This is a genomic window from Pseudomonas sp. LBUM1657 (genome assembly GCF_059716075.1).
Genome location: NZ_CP166799.1, coordinates 374,102 through 398,042, shown reverse-complemented (window position 1 = coordinate 398,042; position 23,941 = coordinate 374,102). Strand labels below are relative to the sequence as shown.

Annotated in this window: 25 protein-coding genes and 1 pseudogene; 20 read left to right on the top strand and 6 right to left on the bottom strand. The window is 60.0% G+C overall.

The annotated features are described in order from the left end of the window. The first annotated feature begins 127 nt into the window (after positions 1–127). From argS to ACA055_RS01830, 9 genes are all read left to right on the top strand, one after another. Positions 128–1,864, top strand: a complete 1,737-nt coding sequence (argS, locus tag ACA055_RS01870; RefSeq protein WP_497682106.1) for an arginine--tRNA ligase — start codon at positions 128–130, stop codon at positions 1,862–1,864. A 1-nt stretch (position 1,865) separates the two neighbouring features. Further along, complete coding sequence (locus ACA055_RS01865; protein WP_497682105.1) at positions 1,866–2,570, top strand: SPOR domain-containing protein; 705 nt, start codon at positions 1,866–1,868, stop codon at positions 2,568–2,570. A gap of 299 nt (positions 2,571–2,869) precedes the next feature. Continuing rightward, the gene (gene hslV / locus ACA055_RS01860) at positions 2,870–3,400 is read left to right on the top strand and encodes an ATP-dependent protease subunit HslV (RefSeq protein ID WP_497682104.1); all 531 of its coding nucleotides are present in this window, start codon (positions 2,870–2,872) and stop codon (positions 3,398–3,400) included. Positions 3,401–3,455: 55 nt separating this feature from the next. Next, positions 3,456–4,796 (top strand): ATP-dependent protease ATPase subunit HslU, encoded by a 1,341-nt coding sequence (gene hslU, locus ACA055_RS01855; protein WP_497682103.1) that lies wholly within the window; start codon positions 3,456–3,458, stop codon positions 4,794–4,796. 165 nt (positions 4,797–4,961) lie between these two features. Continuing rightward, positions 4,962–5,339, top strand: a complete 378-nt coding sequence (locus ACA055_RS01850) for a gamma-butyrobetaine hydroxylase family protein (protein WP_150796920.1) — start codon at positions 4,962–4,964, stop codon at positions 5,337–5,339. A gap of 258 nt (positions 5,340–5,597) precedes the next feature. Then, the gene (phaC, locus tag ACA055_RS01845; protein WP_497682102.1) at positions 5,598–7,277 is read left to right on the top strand and encodes a class II poly(R)-hydroxyalkanoic acid synthase; all 1,680 of its coding nucleotides are present in this window, start codon (positions 5,598–5,600) and stop codon (positions 7,275–7,277) included. A gap of 156 nt (positions 7,278–7,433) precedes the next feature. After that, the gene (phaZ, locus tag ACA055_RS01840) at positions 7,434–8,288 is read left to right on the top strand and encodes a poly(3-hydroxyalkanoate) depolymerase (protein ID WP_461978696.1); all 855 of its coding nucleotides are present in this window, start codon (positions 7,434–7,436) and stop codon (positions 8,286–8,288) included. A gap of 129 nt (positions 8,289–8,417) precedes the next feature. Beyond that, positions 8,418–10,100, top strand: coding sequence for a class II poly(R)-hydroxyalkanoic acid synthase (gene phaC, locus ACA055_RS01835; protein ID WP_497682101.1), 1,683 nt, complete (start codon positions 8,418–8,420; stop codon positions 10,098–10,100). 59 nt (positions 10,101–10,159) lie between these two features. After that, on the top strand, positions 10,160–10,780 hold the full coding sequence (locus tag ACA055_RS01830; RefSeq protein WP_462032932.1) for a TetR/AcrR family transcriptional regulator: 621 nt from the start codon (positions 10,160–10,162) through the stop codon (positions 10,778–10,780). Positions 10,781–10,894: 114 nt separating this feature from the next. Here ACA055_RS01830 and ACA055_RS01825 read toward each other — a convergent pair whose 3' ends face one another. The 3 genes from ACA055_RS01825 to ACA055_RS01815 all read right to left on the bottom strand — a co-directional run bounded on the left by ACA055_RS01825 (position 10,895) and on the right by ACA055_RS01815 (position 12,697). Continuing rightward, complete coding sequence (locus ACA055_RS01825; RefSeq protein WP_497682100.1) at positions 10,895–11,725, bottom strand: phasin family protein; 831 nt, start codon at positions 11,723–11,725, stop codon at positions 10,895–10,897. A gap of 10 nt (positions 11,726–11,735) precedes the next feature. After that, positions 11,736–12,158, bottom strand: coding sequence for a phasin family protein (locus tag ACA055_RS01820; protein WP_497682099.1), 423 nt, complete (start codon positions 12,156–12,158; stop codon positions 11,736–11,738). Positions 12,159–12,421: 263 nt separating this feature from the next. Next, complete coding sequence (locus ACA055_RS01815; RefSeq protein WP_497682098.1) at positions 12,422–12,697, bottom strand: polyhydroxyalkanoic acid system family protein; 276 nt, start codon at positions 12,695–12,697, stop codon at positions 12,422–12,424. A 155-nt stretch (positions 12,698–12,852) separates the two neighbouring features. Here ACA055_RS01815 and ubiE point away from each other — a divergent pair, with 155 nt between their 5' ends. The 11 genes and pseudogenes from ubiE to ACA055_RS01760 all read left to right on the top strand — a co-directional run bounded on the left by ubiE (position 12,853) and on the right by ACA055_RS01760 (position 21,043). After that, positions 12,853–13,623 carry a bifunctional demethylmenaquinone methyltransferase/2-methoxy-6-polyprenyl-1,4-benzoquinol methylase UbiE gene (ubiE, locus tag ACA055_RS01810; RefSeq protein ID WP_123499969.1) on the top strand — a complete coding sequence of 257 codons (771 nt, stop codon included), beginning with the start codon at positions 12,853–12,855 and terminating at the stop codon, positions 13,621–13,623. After that, positions 13,623–14,246, top strand: a complete 624-nt coding sequence (locus ACA055_RS01805) for a ubiquinone biosynthesis accessory factor UbiJ (protein ID WP_497682097.1) — start codon at positions 13,623–13,625, stop codon at positions 14,244–14,246. Before ubiE ends, ACA055_RS01805 begins: the two co-directional genes overlap by 1 nt. Beyond that, a complete protein-coding gene (gene ubiB, locus ACA055_RS01800) occupies positions 14,243–15,847 on the top strand; it encodes a ubiquinone biosynthesis regulatory protein kinase UbiB (protein ID WP_497682096.1) in 1,605 nt (534 codons plus the stop codon). The genes ACA055_RS01805 and ubiB overlap by 4 nt, the downstream gene beginning before the upstream one ends. A gap of 81 nt (positions 15,848–15,928) precedes the next feature. Further along, positions 15,929–16,330 carry a phosphoribosyl-AMP cyclohydrolase gene (hisI, locus tag ACA055_RS01795; RefSeq protein WP_007909357.1) on the top strand — a complete coding sequence of 134 codons (402 nt, stop codon included), beginning with the start codon at positions 15,929–15,931 and terminating at the stop codon, positions 16,328–16,330. Next, on the top strand, positions 16,323–16,655 hold the full coding sequence (locus ACA055_RS01790; protein ID WP_007899279.1) for a phosphoribosyl-ATP diphosphatase: 333 nt from the start codon (positions 16,323–16,325) through the stop codon (positions 16,653–16,655). Before hisI ends, ACA055_RS01790 begins: the two co-directional genes overlap by 8 nt. Before the next feature lie 25 nt (positions 16,656–16,680). Next, a complete protein-coding gene (locus ACA055_RS01785; protein WP_462039854.1) occupies positions 16,681–16,959 on the top strand; it encodes a twin-arginine translocase TatA/TatE family subunit in 279 nt (92 codons plus the stop codon). A 10-nt stretch (positions 16,960–16,969) separates the two neighbouring features. Then, on the top strand, positions 16,970–17,413 hold the full coding sequence (gene tatB / locus ACA055_RS01780) for a Sec-independent protein translocase protein TatB (RefSeq protein ID WP_497682095.1): 444 nt from the start codon (positions 16,970–16,972) through the stop codon (positions 17,411–17,413). Further along, complete coding sequence (tatC, locus tag ACA055_RS01775) at positions 17,410–18,216, top strand: twin-arginine translocase subunit TatC (RefSeq protein ID WP_010464487.1); 807 nt, start codon at positions 17,410–17,412, stop codon at positions 18,214–18,216. The genes tatB and tatC overlap by 4 nt, the downstream gene beginning before the upstream one ends. Then, positions 18,213–18,920 (top strand): 16S rRNA (uracil(1498)-N(3))-methyltransferase, encoded by a 708-nt coding sequence (locus ACA055_RS01770; RefSeq protein ID WP_497682094.1) that lies wholly within the window; start codon positions 18,213–18,215, stop codon positions 18,918–18,920. The genes tatC and ACA055_RS01770 overlap by 4 nt, the downstream gene beginning before the upstream one ends. A gap of 206 nt (positions 18,921–19,126) precedes the next feature. Next, positions 19,127–20,185, top strand: a pseudogene (locus ACA055_RS01765) (methyl-accepting chemotaxis protein); the annotation flags it as partial. Next, positions 20,171–21,043 carry a methyl-accepting chemotaxis protein gene (locus tag ACA055_RS01760; RefSeq protein WP_497684343.1) on the top strand — a complete coding sequence of 291 codons (873 nt, stop codon included), beginning with the start codon at positions 20,171–20,173 and terminating at the stop codon, positions 21,041–21,043. The pseudogene ACA055_RS01765 and the gene ACA055_RS01760, both read left to right, overlap by 15 nt. A gap of 159 nt (positions 21,044–21,202) precedes the next feature. Here ACA055_RS01760 and ACA055_RS01755 read toward each other — a convergent pair whose 3' ends face one another. From ACA055_RS01755 to ACA055_RS01745, 3 genes are all read right to left on the bottom strand, one after another. After that, complete coding sequence (locus ACA055_RS01755; RefSeq protein ID WP_497682093.1) at positions 21,203–21,937, bottom strand: amino acid ABC transporter ATP-binding protein; 735 nt, start codon at positions 21,935–21,937, stop codon at positions 21,203–21,205. Continuing rightward, positions 21,930–22,889 (bottom strand): amino acid ABC transporter permease, encoded by a 960-nt coding sequence (locus ACA055_RS01750; RefSeq protein WP_497682092.1) that lies wholly within the window; start codon positions 22,887–22,889, stop codon positions 21,930–21,932. The genes ACA055_RS01755 and ACA055_RS01750 overlap by 8 nt, the downstream gene beginning before the upstream one ends. A 136-nt stretch (positions 22,890–23,025) precedes the next feature. Beyond that, entirely contained in the window at positions 23,026–23,823 is a 798-nt protein-coding gene (locus ACA055_RS01745; protein WP_497682091.1) for a transporter substrate-binding domain-containing protein, read from the bottom strand. Positions 23,824–23,941 lie beyond the last annotated feature (118 nt).

The window sequence follows — 23,941 nt, the reverse complement described above, 5'->3', positions numbered from 1 at the left end:
CGAATAGTCACCACATGTCCACAACCTGCCCGCTATAGTTGGCAAGCCCGCCTTCGCAACGGATAATGCCCAGTTTTTCCACCAGCGCATTGAAGCGCCGCCGCGCTTGCGGTCGAAAGAGAAGACCATGAAAGACACCATTCGCCAGCTGATCCAACAAGCCATCACCCAACTCGTCAACGAAGGTGTGTTGCCTGAAGGCCTGTCGCCGGCGATCCAGGTGGAAAACTCCCGCGACAAGACCCACGGCGATTTCGCCAGCAACATCGCGATGATGCTGGCCAAGCCGGCCGGCATGAAGCCGCGCGACCTGGCAGAGAAAATCATCGCCGCATTGCCGGCCGACGAAAACGTCACCAAGACCGAAATCGCCGGCCCTGGCTTCCTGAATTTCTTCCAGAACACCCAAGCCCTGGCCACTCGCCTGGACGCGGCCCTGGCCGACGATCACATCGGCGTGCGCAAGGCCGGCCCGGTGCAGCGCACCGTGGTCGACCTGTCGGCACCGAACCTGGCCAAAGAGATGCACGTCGGCCACTTGCGCTCGACCATCATCGGCGACGGCGTGGCGCGGGTACTGGAATTCCTCGGCGACACCGTGATCCGTCAGAACCACGTTGGCGACTGGGGCACCCAGTTCGGCATGCTGATGGCGTACCTGCAGGAAAACCCGATCACCAGCGACGAGCTGTCGGACCTGGAAAACTTCTACCGCGCCGCCAAGCAACGCTTCGATGAATCCGAAGAGTTCGCTGATCGTGCCCGTGGCCTGGTGGTCAAGCTGCAAGCCGGCGACCCGGACTGCCTGGCGCTGTGGACCAAGTTCAAGGACATCTCGCTGTCCCACTGCCAGAAAATCTACGAACTGCTGAACGTCAAACTGACCATGGCCGACGTGATGGGCGAAAGCGCCTACAACGACGACCTGATCAACGTGGTCAACGACCTCAAGGCCGCCGGCCTGCTGGTCGAAAGCAACGGCGCCCAGTGTGTGTTCCTCGACGAGTTCAAGAATGCCGATGGCGACCCGCTGCCGGTGATCATCGTCAAGGCCGACGGTGGCTACCTCTACGCCACCACCGACCTGGCGGCCGTGCGCTACCGCAGCGGCGTACTGAAAGCCGATCGCGCGTTGTACTTCGTCGATCAGCGTCAGGCCCTGCACTTCCAGCAAGTGTTCCAGGTCGCGCGCCTGGCCGGTTTCGTGACCCATCCGATGGAAATGGAACACATGGGCTTCGGCACCATGAACGGCGCCGATGGCCGCCCGTTCAAGACCCGTGACGGTGGCACCGTAAAACTGATTGATCTGCTGACCGAAGCCCAGGAACGCGCCTACACCCTGGTGAAGGACAAGAACCCGGAGCTGGCTGAAGCCGAGCTGCGCAACATCGCCAAGGTCGTGGGCATCGGCGCGGTGAAATACGCCGACCTGTCCAAGCACCGCACCAGCGACTACAGCTTCAACTTCGACCTGATGCTGAACTTCGAAGGCAACACCGCGCCGTACTTGCTGTACGCCTACACCCGCGTGGCCGGTGTGTTCCGCAAACTCGGCAAGGACTTCAACGAAGTCGAAGGCCAGATCGTCCTCGAAGCGGCGCATGAACACGAACTGGCGGCGAAACTGGCGCAGTTCGGCGAAATATTGAACAACGTTTCCGACAAGGGCACGCCGCACATCCTGTGCACCTATCTGTACGATGTCGCCGGCCTGTTCTCCAGCTTCTACGAGAACTGCCCGATCCTCAGCGCCGACACCCCGGCGCAAATGCAGAGCCGTCTGCGCCTCGCCGCGCTGACCGGCCGCACTCTCAAGCAAGGCCTGGAACTCTTGGGTCTGGAAACTCTGGAGCGTATGTAAGTTGGCTGCCAAGAAAAAACCTGCACCCAAGCGTGGCGCCAGCCGTTACCAAGCTCCTGCAAAACAACCGATCCCGGGCTGGCTGTGGATGGCCATCGGCCTGACCGTCGGCGCGTTCATTGTTTTCCTGATGAAACTGGAGCCGGGCAAGGGCAGCGAGAGCGTCAAGCGCGAAAAGATCGAGCAGCAGAAAGCCAAGATTGCCGAGGCCAACAAGACCCCGCCGAGCCCGACGCAACCAGCGAAGCCGAAGTACGACTTCTACACCCTGCTGCCGGAATCGGAAGTCATCGTGCCGCCGGATGCCGTGCCGGAGAAAACCCTGCCGACGCCACAAGTGCCGGCCATTCCGACGACGCCTGTAACGCCGGCTGAAGCGGCGAAGATCGACACGGCGCGGGCTCAGGCCGCACTGGCCGGGATCACTCCGCCGCCAGCGCCGCCCGTCACCAAAGCGGCGCCCGTGACCAAGTTCTTCCTGCAGGCCGGTTCGTTCCGCAAAGAAGCTGACGCGGACAAGGTGCGTGCGCAGATCATTCTGTTGGGTCAGGCCGTGTCGGTTGAATCCGGCACCGTTAAAGACGAGACCTGGTACAGGGTTCTGGTCGGCCCGTTCAGCAACCGCGAGCAACTGACCACCGCCCAGAAACAACTGGCTGGCAGCGGTTTCAGCAACCTGTTGTTACAACAACGTCAAAGCCGATAAAGGCACTGCTTCAACAAATTGTGTTGGGGCAAATGCCATGGGTAGCCTGAGACATCGGGCCGCCTCATTCGCGAGCAAGCCCGCTCCCACATTGAATCTCCGTTTGCCATAGTGCCTGCAAACAACACAGATCCAATGTGGGAGCGGGCTTGCTCGCGACTGGCGTCAGCACCCATCACACACCTCTCGCAGAAAACACACCGCTCGTCCCCCGCCCCACCTCGCAGTTGAAAAACGCTCCACCACCCCCATATGAGTTGGCATAAGGCACTTTCGCCCCGCTGTGTGGAGACTCTCCCTTGACCACCATCGTTTCAGTTCGCCGCCACGGCAAAGTCGTCATGGGCGGCGACGGCCAGGTTTCTCTGGGCAATACCGTGATGAAAGGCAACGCGAAGAAAGTTCGCCGCCTGTACCACGGACAGGTGATCGCCGGTTTTGCCGGGGCTACCGCTGACGCCTTCACCCTCTTCGAACGTTTCGAAGGCCAGCTCGAGAAACATCAGGGTCACCTGGTTCGCGCCGCCGTCGAACTCGCCAAGGAATGGCGCACCGACCGCTCCCTCAGCCGCCTCGAAGCCATGCTTGCGGTTGCCAACAAAGACGCTTCCCTGATCATCACCGGCAACGGCGACGTGGTAGAGCCTGAAGAAGGCCTGATCGCCATGGGTTCCGGTGGCGGCTTCGCGCAAGCCGCGGCCAGCGCCCTGCTGAAGAAAACCGACCTGTCGGCCCGGGAAATCGTCGAAACCGCCCTGGGCATCGCCGGCGACATCTGCGTATTCACCAACCACAACATCACTATTGAGGAGCAGGACCTCGCTGAATAAGCCTGTGCAGGCCATCGCGCCACGGCTCATTCTTGCTTGAGGACCACCCATTACTATGTCCATGACTCCCCGTGAAATCGTCCACGAACTCAATCGCCATATCATCGGCCAGGACGATGCCAAGCGCGCCGTCGCCATCGCCCTGCGTAACCGCTGGCGCCGGATGCAACTGCCTGAAGAGCTGCGCGTCGAAGTAACCCCCAAGAACATCCTGATGATCGGCCCGACCGGTGTCGGTAAAACCGAGATCGCCCGTCGCCTGGCCAAACTGGCCAACGCACCGTTCATCAAGGTCGAAGCGACCAAGTTCACCGAAGTCGGTTATGTCGGCCGCGACGTCGAATCGATCATTCGCGACCTGGCCGATGCGGCGATCAAGCTGCTGCGCGAACAGGAAATGACCAAGGTCCGCCATCGCGCCGAAGACGCTGCCGAAGAACGCATCCTCGACGCCCTGCTGCCTCCGGCGCGTATGGGCTTCAACAACGAAGACGCTGCGCCGTCGGCCGATTCCAACACCCGCCAGCTGTTCCGCAAGCGCCTGCGTGAAGGTCAGCTGGACGACAAGGAGATCGAAATCGAAGTCGCCGAAGTGTCCGGCGTCGATATCTCCGCGCCACCGGGCATGGAAGAAATGACCAACCAGCTTCAGAGCCTGTTTGCCAACATGGGCAAGGGCAAGCGCAAGAACCGCAAGATCAAGGTCAAGGAAGCGCTGAAACTGGTGCGTGACGAAGAAGCCGGTCGCCTGGTCAACGAAGAAGAGTTGAAGGCCAAGGCTCTGGAAGCGGTCGAGCAGCACGGTATCGTGTTCATCGACGAAATCGACAAGGTCGCCAAGCGCGGCAATTCCGGTGGCGTCGACGTTTCCCGTGAAGGCGTGCAGCGTGACTTGCTGCCACTGATCGAAGGCTGCACCGTCAACACCAAGCTGGGCATGGTCAAGACCGACCATATCCTGTTCATCGCGTCGGGTGCGTTCCACTTGAGCAAGCCGAGCGATCTGGTGCCTGAGCTGCAAGGTCGCCTGCCGATTCGTGTCGAACTCAAGGCACTGACGCCGGAAGATTTCGAGCGCATCCTCAGCGAACCGCATGCCTCGCTCACCGAACAGTATTGCGCACTGCTGAAAACCGAAGGCCTGGTCATCGAGTTCCAGCCGGACGGCATCAAGCGTATCGCCGAGATCGCCTGGCAGGTCAACGAGAAGACCGAAAATATCGGTGCCCGTCGCCTGCACACCTTGCTAGAGCGCCTGCTCGAAGAAGTGTCGTTCAGCGCCGGCGACCTGGCCAGCGCCCACGATGAGAAAGCCATTGTGATCGACGCCGACTACGTCAACAGCCACCTCGGTGAATTGGCGCAGAACGAAGATCTGTCCCGTTATATCCTGTAAGCCATACTTACAGTGGTAGCGGCCCCCTGTGGAAGCGGGCTTGCTCGCGAAAGCGGTCTGGCATTCAACATCAATGTTGGATATTACGACCCCTTCGCGAGCAAGCCCGCTCCCACATTTGAACAGTGGTGCTCAATAGGTCGCCCACACCAATGGATACCGGCCATGACCCAACTCCCCACCGATATCAAACTGCACAAAGCCTCCAAAACCTTGTCGCTGAAATACGCGTCCGGCGAGGAACATCACCTGCCCGCCGAGTTCCTGCGCGTGCACTCTCCTTCCGCCGAGGTCCAGGGCCACGGCAAACCTATCCTGCAATTTGGCAAGATCGGCGTAGGCCTGACCAAAGTAGAACCGGCCGGTCAGTACGCACTGAAATTGACCTTCGACGATGGCCACGACAGCGGCCTGTTCACATGGGAATACCTGTACCAGTTGGGAGTGCGTCAAGAGGACCTCTGGAACGATTATCTTGCCGAGCTGAAAGCTGCCGGAAAAACCCGCGACCCAAGCGAATCCATCGTCAAGCTGATGCTCTAGGTCAGGCCTTTTGCTCATTAGAGGGCATTTTCTAATTCCATCTGTTTGAATGCTTGGCCGAAGGGCCGGCGATTGGCCTGCTTGCGAAAAAAATTAAACTCGGGTAACCAATGGAGCTGGCAAGTTCCCTGCAGTGCTCTCTGAACTAAAAAGCAGCGATGCAGAATTAACGGTCACCCGAGCAGTAGTACCTGGCATTTGCTGTGTGACTGCACAGCTGGACTCAGGTACTCGTCTCAGGACAATGGAGCGTCGTAGATGAGTAACAAGAATAACGATGACTTGAAGTATCAAGCCTCGGAAAACACCTTGGGGCTGAATCCTGTCGTTGGGCTGCGTGGAAAGGATCTACTGGCTTCTGCTCGAATGGTGCTCAGGCAGGCCATCAAACAACCGATTCATAGCGCCAGGCATGTCGCTCATTTCGGTCTTGAACTGAAGAACGTGTTGTTCGGCAAATCCGAACTTCTACCGACAAGCGATGACCGTCGCTTCGCCGATCCGGCCTGGAGCCAGAACCCGCTCTACAAACGTTATCTGCAAACCTATCTGGCGTGGCGCAAGGAACTCCACGCGTGGATTGACGACAGCAATCTCCCGCCCAAGGATGTCGCCCGCGGGCATTTCGTGATCAACCTCATGACCGAAGCCATGGCCCCGACGAACAGTGCGGCCAACCCGGCGGCGGTCAAGCGCTTCTTCGAAACCGGCGGCAAAAGCCTGCTCGATGGCCTCTCGCATCTGGCCAAGGATCTGGTGCACAACGGCGGCATGCCGAGCCAGGTCAACATGGGCGCATTTGAAGTCGGCAAGAGCCTGGGCGTGACCGAAGGCGCAGTGGTTTTCCGCAACGATGTGCTGGAGCTGATCCAGTACCGGCCGACCACCGAGCAGGTGCACGAGCGCCCATTGCTGGTGGTGCCGCCGCAGATCAACAAGTTCTACGTTTTCGACCTGAGCCCGGACAAGAGCCTGGCGCGTTTCTGCCTGCGCAATCACGTTCAGACCTTCATCGTCAGCTGGCGCAACCCGACCAAAGAGCAGCGCGAGTGGGGTCTGTCGACCTACATCGAAGCGCTCAAGGAAGCGGTCGACGTGGTCACCGCGATCACCGGCAGCAAAGACGTGAACATGCTCGGTGCCTGCTCCGGCGGCATCACCTGCACCGCCCTGCTGGGCCACTACGCGGCGATCGGTGAGAAGAAGGTCAACGCCCTCACCCTGCTGGTCAGCGTCCTGGACACGACCCTGGACAGCGACGTGGCCCTGTTCGTCGACGAGCAGACCCTCGAAGCCGCCAAACGTCACTCCTATCAAGCGGGTGTGCTGGAAGGCCGCGACATGGCGAAAGTTTTCGCCTGGATGCGCCCCAACGACCTGATCTGGAATTACTGGGTCAACAACTACCTGCTGGGCAACGAGCCGCCGGTGTTCGACATCCTGTTCTGGAACAACGACACCACACGGTTGCCTGCAGCGTTCCACGGCGACCTGATCGAGATGTTCAAAAACAACCCACTCATCCGCCCTGATGCACTGGAAGTGTGCGGCACGCCGATCGACCTGAAGCAGGTCACCGCCGACATCTTTTCCCTGGCCGGCACCAACGACCACATCACCCCGTGGAAGTCCTGCTACAAGTCGGCGCAGTTGTTCGGTGGCAAGGTCGAATTCGTGCTGTCCAGCAGCGGGCATATCCAGAGCATCCTGAACCCGCCGGGCAATCCGAAATCGCGCTACATGACCAGCGTCGAAATGCCGGTCAAGGCCGAGGAGTGGCAAGAGAACTCCACCAAGCACACCGACTCCTGGTGGCTGCACTGGCAGGCCTGGCAGGCCGAGCGTTCGGGCAAGCTGAAAAAGTCCCCGACCAGTCTGGGCAGCAAGGCGTATCCCGCAGGTGAAGCGGCACCGGGCACCTACGTACACGAGCGGTAACTGACACACCTCGCCCCCCTGTGGGAGCGGGCTTGCTCGCGAATGCATCGGGTCAGTCAACACCACTGTTGAATGATCAACCGCTTTCGCGAGCAAGCCCGCCCCCACAAGGGATCGAGCAAGTACCTTGAGATAGTGACCCACAGGGCCTGAAGCATGCCGCAACCGTTCATATTCCGTACCGTCGACCTGGATGGCCAGACCCTCCGCACGGCGGTACGCCCCGGCAAGCCTCACTTGACGCCCTTGCTGATTTTCAACGGCATCGGAGCCAACCTTGAGCTGGTGTTTCCGTTCGTCGCGGCGCTGGACCCGGACCTGGAAGTCATCGCTTTTGACGTACCCGGGGTCGGCGGTTCTTCGACGCCGAATCGGCCGTACCGTTTTCCGGGCCTGGCGAAACTCACGGCGCGGATGCTCGACTATCTCGATTACGGGCAAGTCAACGTGATCGGCGTGTCCTGGGGTGGCGCCCTCGCTCAACAGTTCGCCTACGACTATCCCGAGCGCTGCAAGAAACTCGTGCTGGCAGCCACGGCGGCTGGCGCGGTGATGGTGCCGGGCAAACCGAAAGTGCTGTGGATGATGGCCAGTCCACGACGTTACATTCAACCGTCCCACGTGATCCGCATTGCACCGATGATCTACGGCGGCTCGTTTCGTCGAGACCCGACCCTGGCCGCTAGCCATGCAGCAAAAGTTCGCTCGGCGGGCAAGCTCGGTTACTACTGGCAGCTGTTCGCCGGCCTCGGCTGGACCAGCATTCACTGGCTGCACAAGATCAATCAGCCGACGCTGGTGCTGGCCGGCGACGACGATCCGCTGATCCCGCTGATCAACATGCGGCTGCTGGCCTGGCGGATTCCCAACGCTCAGTTGCACATCATCGATGACGGGCATCTGTTCCTGATTACCCGGGCCGAAGCCGTGGCGCCGATCATCATGAAATTCCTCGAGGAAGAGCGGCAGCGCGCCGTGATGCATCCGCATCCGTCGCCGCTGGGTGGTTAAGCACGCTCGGCTTTTGTTGACGAAAAGAGGTTCGGCAGGACGCCGCGCCGCGCAACAACCCGTTACAGCGTCTATGGTGTTCTGGTTCGATGTATTTGTTTTGGCCTGAAGACGAAGGAGTGTTGAGTCATGCGCGACAAACCAGCGAGGGATTTTTTACCCACTCCCGCCGCGTTCATCAACGCACAGAGTGCGATTACCGGCCTGCGTGGTCGGGATCTGTTTTCGACCCTGCGCAGCGTTGCCGCCCATGGTTTGCGCAACCCGGTGCATACCGCCCGACACGCCTTGAAGCTGGGCGGCCAACTGGGGCGCGTGCTGTTGGGCGAAACCCTGCATCCGACCAACCCGAAGGACAATCGCTTTGCCGACCCGGCGTGGAGCCTCAACCCTTTTTATCGCCGCAGTTTGCAGGCCTACCTGAGTTGGCAGAAACAGGTCAAAACCTGGATCGACGAAAGCAACATGAGCCCGGACGATCGCGCCCGCGCCCATTTCGCTTTCGCCTTGCTCAACGACGCCATGGCGCCGTCCAACAGCCTGCTCAATCCGTTGGCGATCAAGGAAATCTTCAACTCCGGCGGCAACAGTCTGGTGCGTGGTGTCAGCCACTTGGTCGACGACTTCCTGCACAACGACGGCCTGCCCAGACAAGTCACCAAACAAGCTTTCGAGGTAGGTAAAACGGTCGCTACCACCACCGGTTCCGTGGTGTTTCGCAATGAGCTGCTGGAGCTGATCCAGTACAGGCCGATGAGCGAAAAGCAGTATTCCAAACCGCTGCTGGTGGTGCCGCCGCAAATCAACAAGTACTACATTTTCGACCTCAGCCCACACAACAGCTTCGTTCAGTTCGCCCTGAAAAACGGCCTGCAAACCTTCATGATCAGTTGGCGCAACCCGGATGTGCGTCATCGCGAATGGGGGCTGTCGACGTACGTTGAAGCCGTGGAAGAAGCGATGAACGTCTGCCGGGCGATTACCGGTGCGCGCGAGGTCAACCTGATGGGCGCCTGCGCCGGCGGGCTGACCATCGCCGCACTGCAAGGTCACCTGCAGGCCAAGCGCCAGCTGCGGCGGGTGTCCAGCGCAACGTATCTGGTGAGCCTGCTCGACAGTCAGATGGACACGCCGGCGACGCTGTTCGCCGACGAGCAGACCCTCGAAGCCGCCAAGCGTCGTTCGTATCAGAAAGGTGTGCTCGATGGTCGCGACATGGCCAAGGTCTTCGCCTGGATGCGCCCCAACGATTTGATCTGGAGCTACTTCGTCAACAACTACTTGTTGGGCAAAGAGCCGCCGGCGTTCGACATTCTCTACTGGAACAACGACAACACGCGCCTGCCCGCAGCGTTCCATGGCGACCTGTTGGACTTCTTCAAGCACAACCCGTTGAGCCACCCGGGCGGGCTGGAAGTGTGTGGCACGCCGATCGACTTGCAGAAGGTGACCGTCGACAGCTTCAGCGTGGCCGGCATGAACGACCACATCACACCGTGGGACGCGGTGTATCGCTCGACCCTGCTGCTGGGCGGCGAACGACGCTTCGTGCTGTCCAACAGCGGTCATGTGCAGAGCATTCTCAACCCGCCCTCCAACCCGAAAGCCAATTTCGTCGAAAGCACGAAACTGAGCAGCGACCCGCGCGCCTGGTATTACGACGCCAAGCAGGTCGACGGCAGTTGGTGGACGCCATGGCTGGCCTGGATTCAGGAACGCTCGGGCGCGCAAAAGGAAACCCATATGCCCCTTGGCAACCCGAACTATCCACCGATGGAGGCGGCACCCGGTACTTACGTGCGCGTGCGCTGACGTTCAACGAACCACGGCCGGTGCCGGCCGTGGCATGACCCGACCATTAAGAAGACTGGATGAAAACCCGCGACCGGATCCTCGAATGTGCCCTGCAGTTGTTCAATCAGAAGGGCGAACCGAACGTTTCCACCATGGAAGTCGCCAACGAAATGGGCATCAGCCCGGGCAACCTCTACTACCACTTCCACGGCAAGGAACCCCTGATTCTCGGTCTGTTCGAACGCTTCCAGGCCGAACTGGCACCGCTGCTCGACCCACCGGCCGATGTTGAACTGGCACCGGAAGATTACTGGCTGTTCCTGCACCTGATCGTCGAGCGCCTGGCCCACTACCGGTTTCTGTTCCAGGACCTGTCGAACCTCGCCGGACGCCTGCCGAAACTGGCGAAGGGCATCCGCAACCTGCTCAATGCGCTGAAGCGCACACTGGCTTCATTGCTGGCGCGACTGAAGGCTCAGGGGCAGTTGGTCAGCGAAACCCAGGCGCTGGGGCAACTGGTGGAACAGATCACCATGACGCTGCTGTTCTCTTTGGACTATCAGCGGATTCTTGATCGCGAGGGTGAAGTGCGATTGGTGGTGTACCAGATCATGATGCTGGTGGCGCCACACCTGCTGCCACCGATCAAAGTTGCGACCGAGCAGTTGGCGCTCCAGTACCTCGAAGAACACGACTGAACGGTGGGAGCGGGCTTGCTCGCTCCCACATTAGATCCCATGGTGTCTACCGAGCCGTGCACAAACAAAAACGCCCGACCTTTGCAGGCCGGGCGTTTTCTTGAGCCCTGAAGATCAGGACTGACTGGTTGGCGTCGATGGAGCTGGCGCGACAGTCGGGGTTGCAGCAGGGGTCGGCGCAGCAGCGGAGTTCGATGTGCTGACCGGGGTTGCCGGTTTGGCGGCAGCCACTGCTGGTTTTGGTGCGGCGGCTTTCGGGGCTGCCGGTTTTTTCACTGCTGGCTTCTTCGCTGCGGCAGGTTTTGCCGCTGGCTTGGTAGCCGGTTTGGCCGCTGCGGTTTTGGCAGCCGGCTTAGCGGCAGGTTTCGCTGCCGCTTTGGCGGCGACCGGTTTGGCCGCTGGCTTGGCTGCTGCAGGTTTCGCTGCGGCAGTCTTTTTGGCCGCTGGTTTAGCAGCAGCTTTAGCCAGTGGTTTGGCAGCGGACTTCGCAGCCGGTTTGGCCGCCGCGGTTTTCGCCGCAACAGGCGCAACCTTGGCACCGGTGAGCCTTTCGATCTGCTTGGTCAGGGTGTCGACCTTGCTGTGCAGCGCTTTGACTTCATTGCGGCTCGGTACACCCAGGCGCGAAATGGCGCTGTTCAGGCGCTTGTCGAAAGCCCCTTCCAGCTCATCCCACTTGCCCAGTGCGCGATCTTTCACGCCGCTGATGCGCGACTTGGCCGACGAAGCAGAGTCCTTGGCGGCATCGACTTTCTTGCCGACGGCACTCTTGGTGAGCTTCTCGGCTTTCTCGCCGTCTTTAACCAGTGCATCGAAGAGCTTGCTGCCGTCAGTGTCGATCTTCGAGTACACGCCTAAACCAGCCAGCCAGATTTTGCGGGAGTAGTCTTCGACTTTCCCGATCCACGAGCTGCCTTCTTTTTCAGTATTCTTTTTACCAGCCATCCCGTTCTCCTTAAGATTTACGCGCGACGCGTTCGAGCAATGCCGTCAGCTCATCGAGCTTAGCAGAGAGTGTCTCAACGTCATGTTTAGACGGAATGCCGATACGATTCAAGGTACTTGCGACACGCGAGTCAAAAGCCTTCTCGACCTTGTCGAGTTGAACTTCGACTTTGCCTTTGAAAGTGCTGACTTCACTCTTGGCTTCATCGATCTCGGCATTGGCCGCTTCAAGTTTTTCGGCAACTGCTTTTTTGCCTTTGGATTCAACAGTTTGACCAGCCTTGATCAACTCTTGAAAGTACTCGTTGCCCTCTTGGCCGACCTTGGTGTAGGCACCCAGGCCTGCCAGCCAGATCTTGCGGGCATAAGATTTAACGTCGCTCAGAGCCGTTGTCGAAGCGTCGATTTTTTTCTTCAAAATAACTTTGGCCATGGTGCACCTCACGCGCAGAAGGTTTGAGGAACTGCCCGCGAAAGTGTCGGGCTCAGGCACAAAGTAGTGAGAATAATTAGAAACGGCACCCTAACAACTGACACAAACCTTTGGGTACGCCGCAAAAAACTGTGGGAGCGGACTTGCTCGCGAAAGCGTCGTATCAGTCGACATCTCAGCCAACTGACAGACTGCATTCGCGAGCAAGTCGAATCGTCGCACCGCCGCTCCCACATTTGATCGCATTCCACAGTTAGATCGGGTTATGCCAAGGCTTTATCCAACGCCTTTTCGATTTCCGATTTGATCGTGCCACTCATGGCCGACATCAACAGGCCAAGTTCGACATCGACCTTGATCGAATCCTCGCCGACATACACCGCGCCTTTCACACCGGAACGCTTGAGGTTCAGGGTATCGCCAGACCACTGCGGTTCCAGGCCATATTGTTCGGACAGTTTCTGCGCCAACTGGTCGGCCTTCTCGCGGGCCGCTTCCTTACCCAGGCCGTGGGCACGTTCAACACTAATACGGGCCATCGAATGACTCCTGCTTTATGGATACTTTCCTGAAGCATCTTGACCCTTGCTGCGTCAAAACGTCCCGGCGGTTCTACATCTTACCTTCAGCCTTGCCAAGACAAAGCAGGCCACCGGGATTAGAATGTCCCGCATTCTCTTTTGGTGACAGCGATATGACTGATCAGCGCAAAGGCAGCGATGCCGAACCCACCACTCACTTCGGCTTCAAAAACGTTCCGGAAAGCCAGAAAGCGGAAAAAGTCGCTGAAGTTTTCCACTCGGTAGCGGCCAAGTACGACTTGATGAACGACCTCCTGTCGGGCGGCATGCACCGTCTGTGGAAGCGTTTCGCGATCGAACTGTCGGGCGTGCGCACCGGTAACCGCGTGCTGGATATCGCCGGCGGCACGGGTGACCTGACCAAAAAGTTCTCCCACCTCGTTGGCCCGACCGGCCAAGTGGTGCTGGCCGACATCAACGAATCCATGCTCAAGGTCGGCCGTGACCGCCTGCTGGATCTGGGTGTGTCGGGCAACGTCGAATTCGTCCAGGCCGACGCCGAAAAGCTGCCGTTCCCGGACAACCATTTCGACTGCGTGACCATCGCCTTCGGCCTGCGCAACGTGACCCATAAAGAAGACGCCCTGCGCTCGATGCTGCGCGTACTCAAACCCGGCGGTCGCCTGCTGGTGCTGGAGTTCTCCAAGCCAACCAACGCGCTGATGTCCAAGGCCTACGACGCCTACTCGTTCGCGTTCATGCCGCTGATGGGCAAGCTGATCACCAACGACTCGGAAAGCTATCGCTACCTGGCCGAATCGATCCGCATGCACCCGAATCAGGAAACCCTGAAGTCGATGATGGTCGAGGCCGGCTTCGACCGCGTGACCTACCACAACATGACCGCAGGCATCGTCGCCCTGCACCGTGGCATCAAACCCTGATGTTGCTGGCCGGCCTGCTCGCCAGCGTTGAACTCGGTCTGAACCGGGTGCTGCGTCTCGACAGCACGGCATTGCCGCGGCTGGCGCATCTGAGCGGCAAGGTGATTGCCGTTGACTGCCGCAGCCCGGCGCTGCAACTGTTTATCCTGCCCAGCGACGAAGGCTTGATGCTGGCATCCCAATGGGAAACCGGCGCCGACTGCACCTTGCGTGCACCGGCCTCAAGCTTGCTGAAACTGGCGATGAGCAAGGACAAGACATCGGTCCTGCATGCGCCTGAAGTCGAACTCGACGGCGACAGCGGCGTGCTGCTGGAACTGGCCGCGATCCTTCAGGACCTTGAGCTGGACTGGGAGTACGAACTCTCGCGCTGGCTCGGTCCCGTCGCTACGCAACTGGTCGGCGGTCACCTGCGCAGCCGCGCGCGCTGGTATCAGCAAGGTTTCGCCAGCCTGAACCAGAACCTGGGCGAATACCTGGCCGAAGAATCGCGCACCCTCGTCGGTCAGCGCGAAGCCGAAGCCCGCTTCAGTGAACTGGACCAGATCAAACTCGATCTGGAACGTCTCGAGGCGCGCTTCGAGCGCCTTTCCCGATCCCTCGACCCAAGCGATAACGCATGAAGCTGCTTGCCGTCCGCCGTTTGTTGCGCATCCAGCGCGTTGTGATTCGCTACCGCCTCGATGACCTGTTGTTCGCCCTGCCGCTGCCCTGGTTTTTGCTGGCGCTGCGCTATGCATTGCCCTGGCGCTGGTTCCCGCGCAAGACGCTGGATCTGACTCGTGGCGCGCGATTGCGCCTGGCGTTGCAGGACCTGGGGCCGATTTTCATCAAGTTCGGGCAAATTCTGTCTACCCGTCGCGATCTGCTGCCGGAAGACATCGCCGATGAGCTGATGAAGCTGCAGGACCGCGTGCCACCGTTTGACTCGCAAGTGTCGATCAATCTGATCGAAGAGCAACTCGGCAAAAAGATCAGCGAAGTCTTCTCCCGTTTTGACGTCGAACCGCTGGCCTCGGCCTCGGTGGCGCAGGTGCATGCCGCGCAACTGAAAACCGGTGAAGAAGTGGTGGTCAAAGTCATCCGCCCGGGTCTCAAGCCGGTCATCGCGCAGGATCTGGCGTGGCTGTTCATCCTCGCCCGCGCGGCAGAAAAGCTTTCGGCCGATGCGCGCCTGCTGCACCCGGTGGACGTGGTCCAGGACTACGAAAAAACCATCTACGACGAACTCGACCTGCTGCGCGAAGCAGCCAACGCCAGTCAGTTGAAGCGCAACTTCGATGGCTCTGATCTGCTCTACGTGCCGCAAGTCTATTGGGACTGGTGCCGGCCGAAAGTGCTGGTGATGGAGCGCATCTACGGGATTCAGGTCACCGATCTGGCGACCCTGGCCGACCAGCGCACCGACATGAAAATGCTTGCCGAGCGCGGTGTGGAGATCTTCTTCACCCAAGTGTTCCGCGACAGTTTCTTTCACGCCGACATGCACCCGGGCAATATCTTCGTCAGCACCGTGAACCCGTGGAGCCCGCAGTACATTGCGATCGACTGCGGCATCGTCGGCAGCCTGACCCCGGAAGACCAGGACTATCTGGCGCGCAACCTGTTTGCGTTCTTCAAGCGTGACTACCGTCGCGTGGCGCAGTTGCACATTGATTCGGGCTGGGTGCCGGCGGAAACCAAACTCAATGAATTCGAAGCGGCGATCCGCACGGTGTGTGAGCCGATCTTCGAAAAACCGTTAAAAGATATTTCCTTCGGCCAGGTGCTGATGCGCCTGTTCCAGACCGCTCGACGTTTCAACATGGAAGTGCAACCGCAACTCGTCCTGCTGCAAAAAACCCTGTTGAACATCGAAGGCCTGGGCCGCCAGCTGTACCCGGACCTCGATTTGTGGAACACCGCCCAGCCGTTCCTCGAACGCTGGATGCGCGAGCGCGTCAGCCCCAAAGCCTTGATCGGCAACGTTCAGAGCCAGTTCGAACAACTGCCGCACCTGGCGAACATGGCCCGTGACCTGCTCGAACGCATGTCCCAACCTCATGCCAACGACCCGCCACCACCGTGGCACCGGCGCAAGGACGACTGGTTCATGCGCCTGCTCGGCTCTGCTCACCTGGCAGGCGGCACGATACTCGCCGCGGGTGGGCCGTTGAACGAACTGGGGCATTGGCCGGCCGGCATCATGGTGGCCGTCGGTTTGTATCTGGTCGTTCGCCGATAGCCAGTTGTGTTGCGCACTGGCACACTGTTTGAACGCTTGGGCTCTACTAATGAAGTGTGGAGCCCGCTGTCGGAGTCGAAGATGAAAAACTGGCTGGACGAGATCAAGTGGGACGCCGATGGCCTGGTGCCGGCGATTGCCCAGGATCACAAGACCGGGCGCGTCCTCATGATGGCCTGGATGAACCGTGAAGCGCTGGAACTGACCGCCGCCGAAAACCGCGCCATTTACTGGTCACGTTCCCGTGGCAAGCTGTGGCGCAAGGGCGAAGAGTCCGGTCATGTGCAGACCCTGCATGAGATGCGCCTGGACTGTGACGCCGACGTCATCATCCTGATGGTCGAGCAGATCGGCGATATCGCCTGCCATACCGGCCGCCAGAGCTGCTTCTACCGTGTCTTCGAGAACGGCGACTGGAAAACCGTCGACCCGGTTCTGAAAGATCCGCACGCTATCTATTCCGCAGGACATAAACATGAGTGACACTCTGACCCGTCTGGCTCAAGTGCTGGAAGAGCGCAAAGGCGCTGCCGCCGACAGCTCGTATGTCGCCAGCCTGTACCACAAGGGCTTGAACAAGATTCTGGAAAAAGTCGGCGAAGAGTCGGTCGAAACCATCATTGCCGCCAAGGATGCCGCCATCAGCGGTGACTGCAGCGATGTGATCTACGAGACCGCCGATTTGTGGTTCCACAGCATGGTCATGCTCGCCCAACTGGGGCAGCATCCACAGGCTGTACTCGATGAACTGGACCGTCGCTTCGGTCTGTCCGGACACGCCGAGAAAGCCTCGCGTCCGTCCGCCTGAACAACTATTAGAGAGGAGCAGCGACATGGGCATTTTTGACTGGAAACACTGGGTCGTCATCCTGGTTGTTGTCGTGTTGGTGTTCGGCACCAAGAAACTGAAAAACCTCGGCACTGACGTGGGCGAATCGATCAAGGGCTTTCGCAAAGCCATGAACGACGAAGACAAGCCGGCTGACCCGACGGTGACACCGGCCCAACCGGTTCCACCTGCTCAGCCACAAACCACACAATCTGTGAATCAGCCGCACACCATCGACGTGCAGGCACAGAAAGTCGAAGAGCCGATCCGCAAAGACGTGTGAGCACTGACTAATGTTTGGTATCAGCTTCTCTGAACTGCTGCTCGTCGGCCTCGTTGCCCTGCTGGTGCTGGGCCCCGAGCGTCTGCCGGGCGCTGCGCGTACCGCCGGCCTGTGGGTCGGGCGGTTGAAGCGCAGCTTCAACGCGATCAAACAGGAAGTTGAACGTGAAATCGGTGCCGACGAGATTCGCCGGCAACTGCACAACGAGCACATTCTGTCGCTGGAGCAGGAGGCGCGGAAGATCTTCACGCCGACCCAGCAGGAGCCGACACCGGTCGAGCCTGTGGCGACGCAGACGATTCATGCTCCAACGGCCGCGGAACCTGCACCTGTGGTAGCGGCAGTCGTACCTGAGCCCGAAGTTGCAAAGACGCCCATCGAACCTGCTGCTCCTGCTGCCGCGCCGACAACGCCGGCTCCTCACGACACCCCTTTGCCGCCGCGAGCCTCATGAGCGATCTTCCTGAAAACGACCAGCACATGCCGCTGGTTTCGCACCTCACCGAGTTGCGTACCCGTCTGCTGCGCTGCGTAGCGGCGATCTTCATTATCTTCGCCGGGTTGTTCGCCTTCACCCAGCAGATCTACACCTTCGTCTCCACACCACTGCGGCAATACCTGCCGGTGGGCGCGACGATGATCGCCACCGATGTGTCGTCACCGTTCCTGACGCCGCTGAAGCTGACCATGATGGTGTCGCTGTTCCTGGCGATCCCGGTGATCCTGCATCAGATCTGGGGCTTCATTGCGCCAGGCCTGTACAAACATGAAAAACGCATCGCCGTACCCTTGCTGGTATCGAGCATCATGCTGTTCTACGCCGGCATGGCGTTCGCCTACTACCTGGTGTTCCCGCTGATCTTCAAGTTCTTCGCCGCCGCCACCCCGGCCGGCGTGGAGATGATGACCGACATCAGCAGCTACCTCGACTTCGTCATGACGCTGTTCTTCGCCTTCGGCGTAGCGTTCGAGATCCCGGTGGCCGTGGTGCTGCTGGTGTGGATCGGCGTGGTCGACGTGAAATACCTGAAGAAAATCCGCCCGTACGTGATCATCGGCTGCTTCGTGGTCGGCATGATCCTGACACCACCGGACATCTTTTCGCAGACGCTGCTGGCCGTACCGATGTGGCTGCTGTTTGAAATCGGCATCCTGTTCGGCGGCCTGATCAGCAAGCGTGGCGACCATCCAGACGATCAGCCGGATAACCAACCGGCAGACGATCACAACGACCAGCCGCCAGCGACCCAACCGTGAATCTGCTGCTCCTCGAAGAGGCCGATTTCATTGCGACCGACCGGGCGATCCTGCGTGATCGCCGGTTGACGCATATGCAGGAAGTCCACCGTTCGGCCGTCGGCGACAGCCTGCGAGTCGGACGTATCGGCGGGCTGATGGGTACGGCCGAGTTGCTGCGCCTGGACGCCGATGAAGCCGAATTGCGCGTTACCCTCGACCAGCCACCACCGGCCAAGCTGCCATTGACCCTGGTACTGGCCCTGCCACGGCCGAAGATGCTGCGCAGGGTGTTCCAGACCGTGGCTGCCATGGGTGTGCCACGTATCGTGCTGGTGAACAGCTATCGCGTCGAGAAGAGCTTCTGGCAAACCCCGTTTCTGGAGCCCGAAGCGATTCGCGAGCAACTGATCCTCGGCCTCGAACAGGCACGGGACAGCGTGTTGCCGGAAATCATCATCGAGAAGCGCTTCAAGCCGTTCGTTGAAGACCGTCTGCCGGCCATCACCGAAGGCACTCTCGGCCTGGTGGGCCATCCGGGCAACTACCCGCCCTGCCCCCGCGGCCTGGACGAACCGGTAACCCTGGCCATCGGCCCCGAAGGCGGCTGGATCCCTTACGAAATCGACCTGCTGGGCAAGTCCGGTCTGCAACCGGTGCAGCTCGGCGAACGCATCCTGCGGGTCGAGACCGCGGTAACCGCGTTGCTTTCACGCCTGTTTTGAAACCAGCCGAAATCCTTGTGGGAGCGGGCTTGCTCGCGAAGGCGGACTGTCAGTTGACCGAAGTATTGACTGACACACCGCTATCGCGAGCAAGCTCGCTCCCACAGGTCATCACTCGCCCATACATCGAGCAGCACCTACAGAACCCCGCCCGCCTGCCGATACAACTCCCATAAAACCAATGAGTGGTCCGAGGGAGTTGCAGCATGTACCGATGGCTGGCCGAGAAACTGGGAAACATAAGCGTTAATCGCAAGCTGAGCGTCGGCTTCGGTCTGGTGCTGCTATTGACGTTGTTGATCACCTTCACTGGCTGGACCGGCCTGAGCGACGTGACGAGCCGTGGCGACAAGCTAGGGTTCATTTCCAGCCTCAATGAGCTGACCAAAGACCTGCGCCTGGCCCGCCTCGATTACGAGATGCGCCGTGGCGAACAAGGTCCGGGCGCCGTCAACGACCTGATCGGCCAACTCGACACCGGCCTGAAAACTGCCCGCACGCTGATCGAACAACCCGCCGACGTGGCCATGATCGACCAGCAACTGGCCGCCGTCAGCGAATACAAGCGCGCCTTCGCCGACATGACTCAGGCCACCGCCACGCGCGAAGACGCGCGCAGCAAACTCGGCGCCACCGCCGATAACGCCGTGGCGCGTGTGGCTGAAGTGGAAAAATCCATGTTGCAGGGTGACAGCGTCGCTCAATTCAACAGCGTGATCGACCTGAGCAAACTGATCCAACAAGCGCGCTTCCAGGTTCGCGGCTACACCTACAGCGGCAAGCCCGAAGCCGAGCAACCGGCACTGGATGCGATCGACAACGCGCTGAAAAACCTCGAAAGCCTGCCGTCCCAATTGCCCGAAGAGCACATTGCCAACCTGCAGCAGGCCACTGACTCGCTGAAGGCTTATCGCGCCGCCGTCAGCCAATACCGTGACTCCCAGGTCGCCAGCGCTGCCGCCCTGAAACGCATGAGCACCCATGGCGACATCCTGCTCGACGCCAGCAAAAAGCTCACCGCCTCGCAAACCGTCGTGCGGGACACCGACGCAGCGCGCGCCAAGAATATGCTGTTGTTGGCCACGCTCCTGGCGCTTGCCTTTGGGATGCTTGCCGCTTGGGCGATCACCCGCCAGATCGTGATTCCGCTGAACCAGACCCTCAAAGTGGCCGAGCGCGTTGCAGCCGGTGACCTGACCCAGAATCTCAACTCTGAACGCCAGGACGAACTGGGTCAGCTACAGCGCGCCATGCAGAGCATGACACTGGGCTTGCGCGAACTGATCGGCGGCATCAGCGACGGCGTTACGCAAATCGCCAGCGCCGCCGAAGAACTGTCCGCCGTCACCGAGCAAACCAGCGCCGGGGTCAACAGCCAGAAGGTCGAGACCGACCAGGTGGCCACCGCGATGAACGAAATGACTGCCACTGTGCAGGAAGTCGCGCGTAACGCTGAAGAAGCCTCCGAAGCCGCCGTCGCCGCCGACCAGCAGGCCCGCGAAGGTGACAAAGTGGTCGGCGAAGCCATCGCCCAGATCGAACGCCTGGCCCTCGAAGTCGGCAATTCCACCGCTGCCATGGGCGATCTGAAACGCGAGAGTGACAAGATCGGCAGCGTCCTCGACGTGATCAAGTCAGTCGCCCAGCAAACCAACCTGCTGGCGCTCAACGCCGCCATCGAAGCCGCCCGTGCCGGCGAAGCCGGACGCGGTTTTGCCGTGGTCGCCGACGAAGTCCGCAGCCTGGCCCAGCGCACCCAGAAGTCCACCGAAGAAATCGAAGAGCTGATCGTCGGCCTGCAAACCGGCACCCAGCAAGTCGCGACCATCATGGACAACAGCCGCAGCCTGACCGACAGCAGCGTCGAGCTGACCCGTCGCGCCGGTGGTTCACTGGCCAGCATCACCCGCACCGTGTCGGCCATCCAGTCGATGAACCAGCAGATTGCGGCGGCGGCCGAACAGCAAAGCGCCGTGGCCGAAGAGATCAATCGCAGCGTGCTGAACGTGCGCGACGTCTCCGAGCAGACCTCCGCCGCCAGCGAAGAAACCGCGGCCTCCAGCGTCGAGCTGGCACGGTTGGGGACGCATTTGCAGATGCTGGTGGGCAGGTTCAAGGTTTGAAGTGAGGCGAGTGCCTCGGTTCGCTTGGGACCGGGGTGATGCCATTCGCGAGCAAGCCCGCTCCCACACTAGACCTTCTGTGAACTCACCATGTGTGGGCACCAGAGAGCCAATGTGGGAGCGGGCTTGCTCGCGAATGCGGTTCGTCAGGCGCTGAGATTAAAGAACCTGCCGCAAGAAGGCCTGAGCCCGCGGATCCTTTGGTGCATCGAAGAACTCCGCCGGCGAGGCGTCTTCCAGCAACTTTCCGTGATCGAAAAACAGCACTCGATCCGCCACTTCCCGCGCGAATCCCATTTCGTGGGTGACGCAGACCATGGTCATGCCTTCCACGGCCAGGGTTTTCATCACATCCAGTACTTCACCGACCATTTCCGGGTCCAGCGCCGAAGTCGGTTCATCGAACAGCATGACCTTGGGTTCCATGGCCAATGCCCGGGCAATCGCCACGCGTTGCTGCTGGCCACCGGAAAGACGCGACGGAAACTCATTGGCCTTCTGCGCAATACCGACCTTCTCCAGCAATGCCAAGGCCTTGGCCTCGCGCTCCTTCTTGCCGCGCTTGCGCACGACTTTCTGGGCCAGGCAGAGGTTTTCCAGCACGGTCATGTGCGGGAACAGATTGAAATGCTGGAACACCATGCCGACTTCCCGGCGGTAAGCGTTCACGTCGGTTTTCGGGTCAGCCAGTTGCAGGCCGTCGATGCTCACCGAACCCGAATCGAACTCTTCCAGGCCGTTGAGGCAACGCAAGAAAGTCGACTTGCCGGAGCCGGACGGACCGATCACCACCAACACTTCGCCCCTGGCAACGTTGGTGGAGACGTTATCCACCGCGCGAACCTCGTGGCCGCGGGTGTCGAAGACTTTTACCAGATCGCGGACTTCAATCACTTTGCGCGAGCCTCCGTTCAAGCCGGCTGGCGATTTTCGACAGCGGCAGGTTGATCAACAAATACAGACCGGCCACGCAGAACAGGATTTCGAACGGCGAGAACGACGTGGTGATGACTTCGCGACCGCTTTTCAGCAGTTCGGTAATCGCGATCACCGACACCAGCGAAGTGTCCTTGACCAGACTGATGAACTGGCCAGCCAGCGGCGGCAGCACGCGCTTGAGCGCTTGTGGCAAGACCACATGACGCATCGACTGGCCGGCGCTCAATCCCAGCGAACGCGCGGCTTCGTTCTGGCCACGGGCGATCGACTGCACGCCGGAGCGGATGATCTCTGCAACGTAGGCGCCGGTGAACAGCGACAGCGCGGCGATCCCGGCGAATTCCCGGGACAGGTTCATCACGGTGCCGATGAAGAAGTAGAAAATGAAAATCTGCACCAGCAGCGGCGTGCCACGCACCAGTTCGACGTAAATCGTCGAGAGGTCGCGCAGGGTCGGGTTGTTCGACAAACGGCACAACCCGGTGGCCAGACCGATCAACAGACCGAGCACCCCAGACACCACGGACAACCACAAGGTCGTCCAAAGGCCCCACATCAGCGGCCCGGCGGCCCAATGGCGGGTCACGCCGATCACGTCGCCTTCGGCCACATCATCGCCCTGGGCGACTTGGAGGCTGTTGTCGTCGACGATCAGATGCTGCTCTGTACCTGAATCGTTGCGCAAGGTGACTTCAGCCTTGTCGCCCTTGCGCACCAGTTCACTGACGGTGGAAATGTCGGCGGCGCGCTGGGACTCTTCGGCGTGGTAGGCGAAGTACTGCGGCACGCGGTTCCAGCGCCATTCGTAGGACATCAGCGAAGTGGCGTAATACAACGCGCCAGCCAGGCCGATCAGCACCAGCACGGTTAATACGTGCCACGGCCATAAGGCTTTTTTCTGTTTCATCGGGTTTGCAGGTTCCGGATTCTGTGTCGCCAGGAAGGCCGTCTTCGCGGGCAAGCCCGCGACCACAGGTGCACGCGGTCAACTGGGGGAGCGGGCTTGCTCGCGAATGGAACGACGCGGTCTATCTGACCGAGCCTTACTCCATGTCCTTGAGCCACTCGGTGCTCTTGAACCACTTGTCATGGATGCGATCGTAGGTGCCGTCTTCGCGGATCTGGTGCAGGAAGTTGTTGATGAAGTTGATGCTGTCGTAGTCACCCTTCTTCAGACCAAAGGCCAGCGGCTCGAAAGTGAATGGCTTGTCGAGGAACACCAGTTTGCCGTTGCCGACCTTGTTCACCGCCACGACGTTGTAAGGCGCGTCGTAGATGAAGGCATCGGCCTTGCCGTTGACCACGTCGAGCACCGCTTCCTGCTCGTTGTCGTAGCCGTGGTATTTGGCTTTGGAAATCAGCTTCCTGGCGACCATCTCGCCGGTGGTGCCCAGTTTCGAGGTGATGCGGTAATCGGCGGTGTTCAGGTCTTTGTAGGACTTGATGGTGCCTTCCAGCTCCTTGCGGATCAGCAAGGTCTGGCCGACTACGATGAACGGTTCGCTGAAGTTCAGGCGCAGGTTGCGTTCCTGGGTCAGGGTCATGCCGCTGCCGATCATGTCGAATTTGTCGGTGAGCAGCGCCGGGATGATGCCGTCGTAACCGGTAGACACCAGCTCCAGTTTGACGCCCATGGCCTTGGTCATGGCTTTGAGGATGTCGACTTCGAAGCCGATGATCTCGCCGCGTTTGTTGGTCATTTCGAACGGCATGTAGGTCGGGTCCATGCCGACTTTCAGCGTGCCGCGCTTAACCGCGTCATCAATGGCACCGGCCTGCGCCGCGCTGACTGCAACCAATGCCGTGACGCCGACCAGCAGCATCGAGAGATACTTCTTCATCATCAAGTCCCCAAAACCATTGCGTTATGAGGCGCGCAAACGGCGGCTTTCCCTGGGGAAACCGGCCGATACGAACAGAAAGTTGTCCGGGCGCACCAATTCGGGGACGGATGCTAAC

Bases quoted from the DNA above. Each gene is read 5' to 3' on its own strand.
- ACA055_RS01760 (WP_497684343.1), top strand. From the start codon at position 20,171: ATGCAGAGCATGACACTGGGCTTGCGCGAACTGATCGGCGGCATCAGC.
- argS (WP_497682106.1), top strand. From the start codon at position 128: ATGAAAGACACCATTCGCCAGCTGATCCAACAAGCCATCACCCAACTC.
- tatB (WP_497682095.1), top strand. From the start codon at position 16,970: ATGTTTGGTATCAGCTTCTCTGAACTGCTGCTCGTCGGCCTCGTTGCC.
- ACA055_RS01785 (WP_462039854.1), top strand. From the start codon at position 16,681: ATGGGCATTTTTGACTGGAAACACTGGGTCGTCATCCTGGTTGTTGTC.
- ACA055_RS01815 (WP_497682098.1), bottom strand. From the start codon at position 12,697: ATGGCCCGTATTAGTGTTGAACGTGCCCACGGCCTGGGTAAGGAAGCG.
- ACA055_RS01825 (WP_497682100.1), bottom strand. From the start codon at position 11,725: ATGGCTGGTAAAAAGAATACTGAAAAAGAAGGCAGCTCGTGGATCGGG.
- ACA055_RS01790 (WP_007899279.1), top strand. From the start codon at position 16,323: ATGAGTGACACTCTGACCCGTCTGGCTCAAGTGCTGGAAGAGCGCAAA.
- tatC (WP_010464487.1), top strand. From the start codon at position 17,410: ATGAGCGATCTTCCTGAAAACGACCAGCACATGCCGCTGGTTTCGCAC.
- ubiE (WP_123499969.1), top strand. From the start codon at position 12,853: ATGACTGATCAGCGCAAAGGCAGCGATGCCGAACCCACCACTCACTTC.
- ACA055_RS01830 (WP_462032932.1), top strand. From the start codon at position 10,160: ATGAAAACCCGCGACCGGATCCTCGAATGTGCCCTGCAGTTGTTCAAT.
- phaC (WP_497682101.1), top strand. From the start codon at position 8,418: ATGCGCGACAAACCAGCGAGGGATTTTTTACCCACTCCCGCCGCGTTC.
- ACA055_RS01805 (WP_497682097.1), top strand. From the start codon at position 13,623: ATGTTGCTGGCCGGCCTGCTCGCCAGCGTTGAACTCGGTCTGAACCGG.
- phaC (WP_497682102.1), top strand. From the start codon at position 5,598: ATGAGTAACAAGAATAACGATGACTTGAAGTATCAAGCCTCGGAAAAC.
- ubiB (WP_497682096.1), top strand. From the start codon at position 14,243: ATGAAGCTGCTTGCCGTCCGCCGTTTGTTGCGCATCCAGCGCGTTGTG.
- ACA055_RS01850 (WP_150796920.1), top strand. From the start codon at position 4,962: ATGACCCAACTCCCCACCGATATCAAACTGCACAAAGCCTCCAAAACC.
- ACA055_RS01820 (WP_497682099.1), bottom strand. From the start codon at position 12,158: ATGGCCAAAGTTATTTTGAAGAAAAAAATCGACGCTTCGACAACGGCT.
- hisI (WP_007909357.1), top strand. From the start codon at position 15,929: ATGAAAAACTGGCTGGACGAGATCAAGTGGGACGCCGATGGCCTGGTG.
- ACA055_RS01745 (WP_497682091.1), bottom strand. From the start codon at position 23,823: ATGAAGAAGTATCTCTCGATGCTGCTGGTCGGCGTCACGGCATTGGTT.
- ACA055_RS01750 (WP_497682092.1), bottom strand. From the start codon at position 22,889: ATGAAACAGAAAAAAGCCTTATGGCCGTGGCACGTATTAACCGTGCTG.
- phaZ (WP_461978696.1), top strand. From the start codon at position 7,434: ATGCCGCAACCGTTCATATTCCGTACCGTCGACCTGGATGGCCAGACC.
- hslU (WP_497682103.1), top strand. From the start codon at position 3,456: ATGTCCATGACTCCCCGTGAAATCGTCCACGAACTCAATCGCCATATC.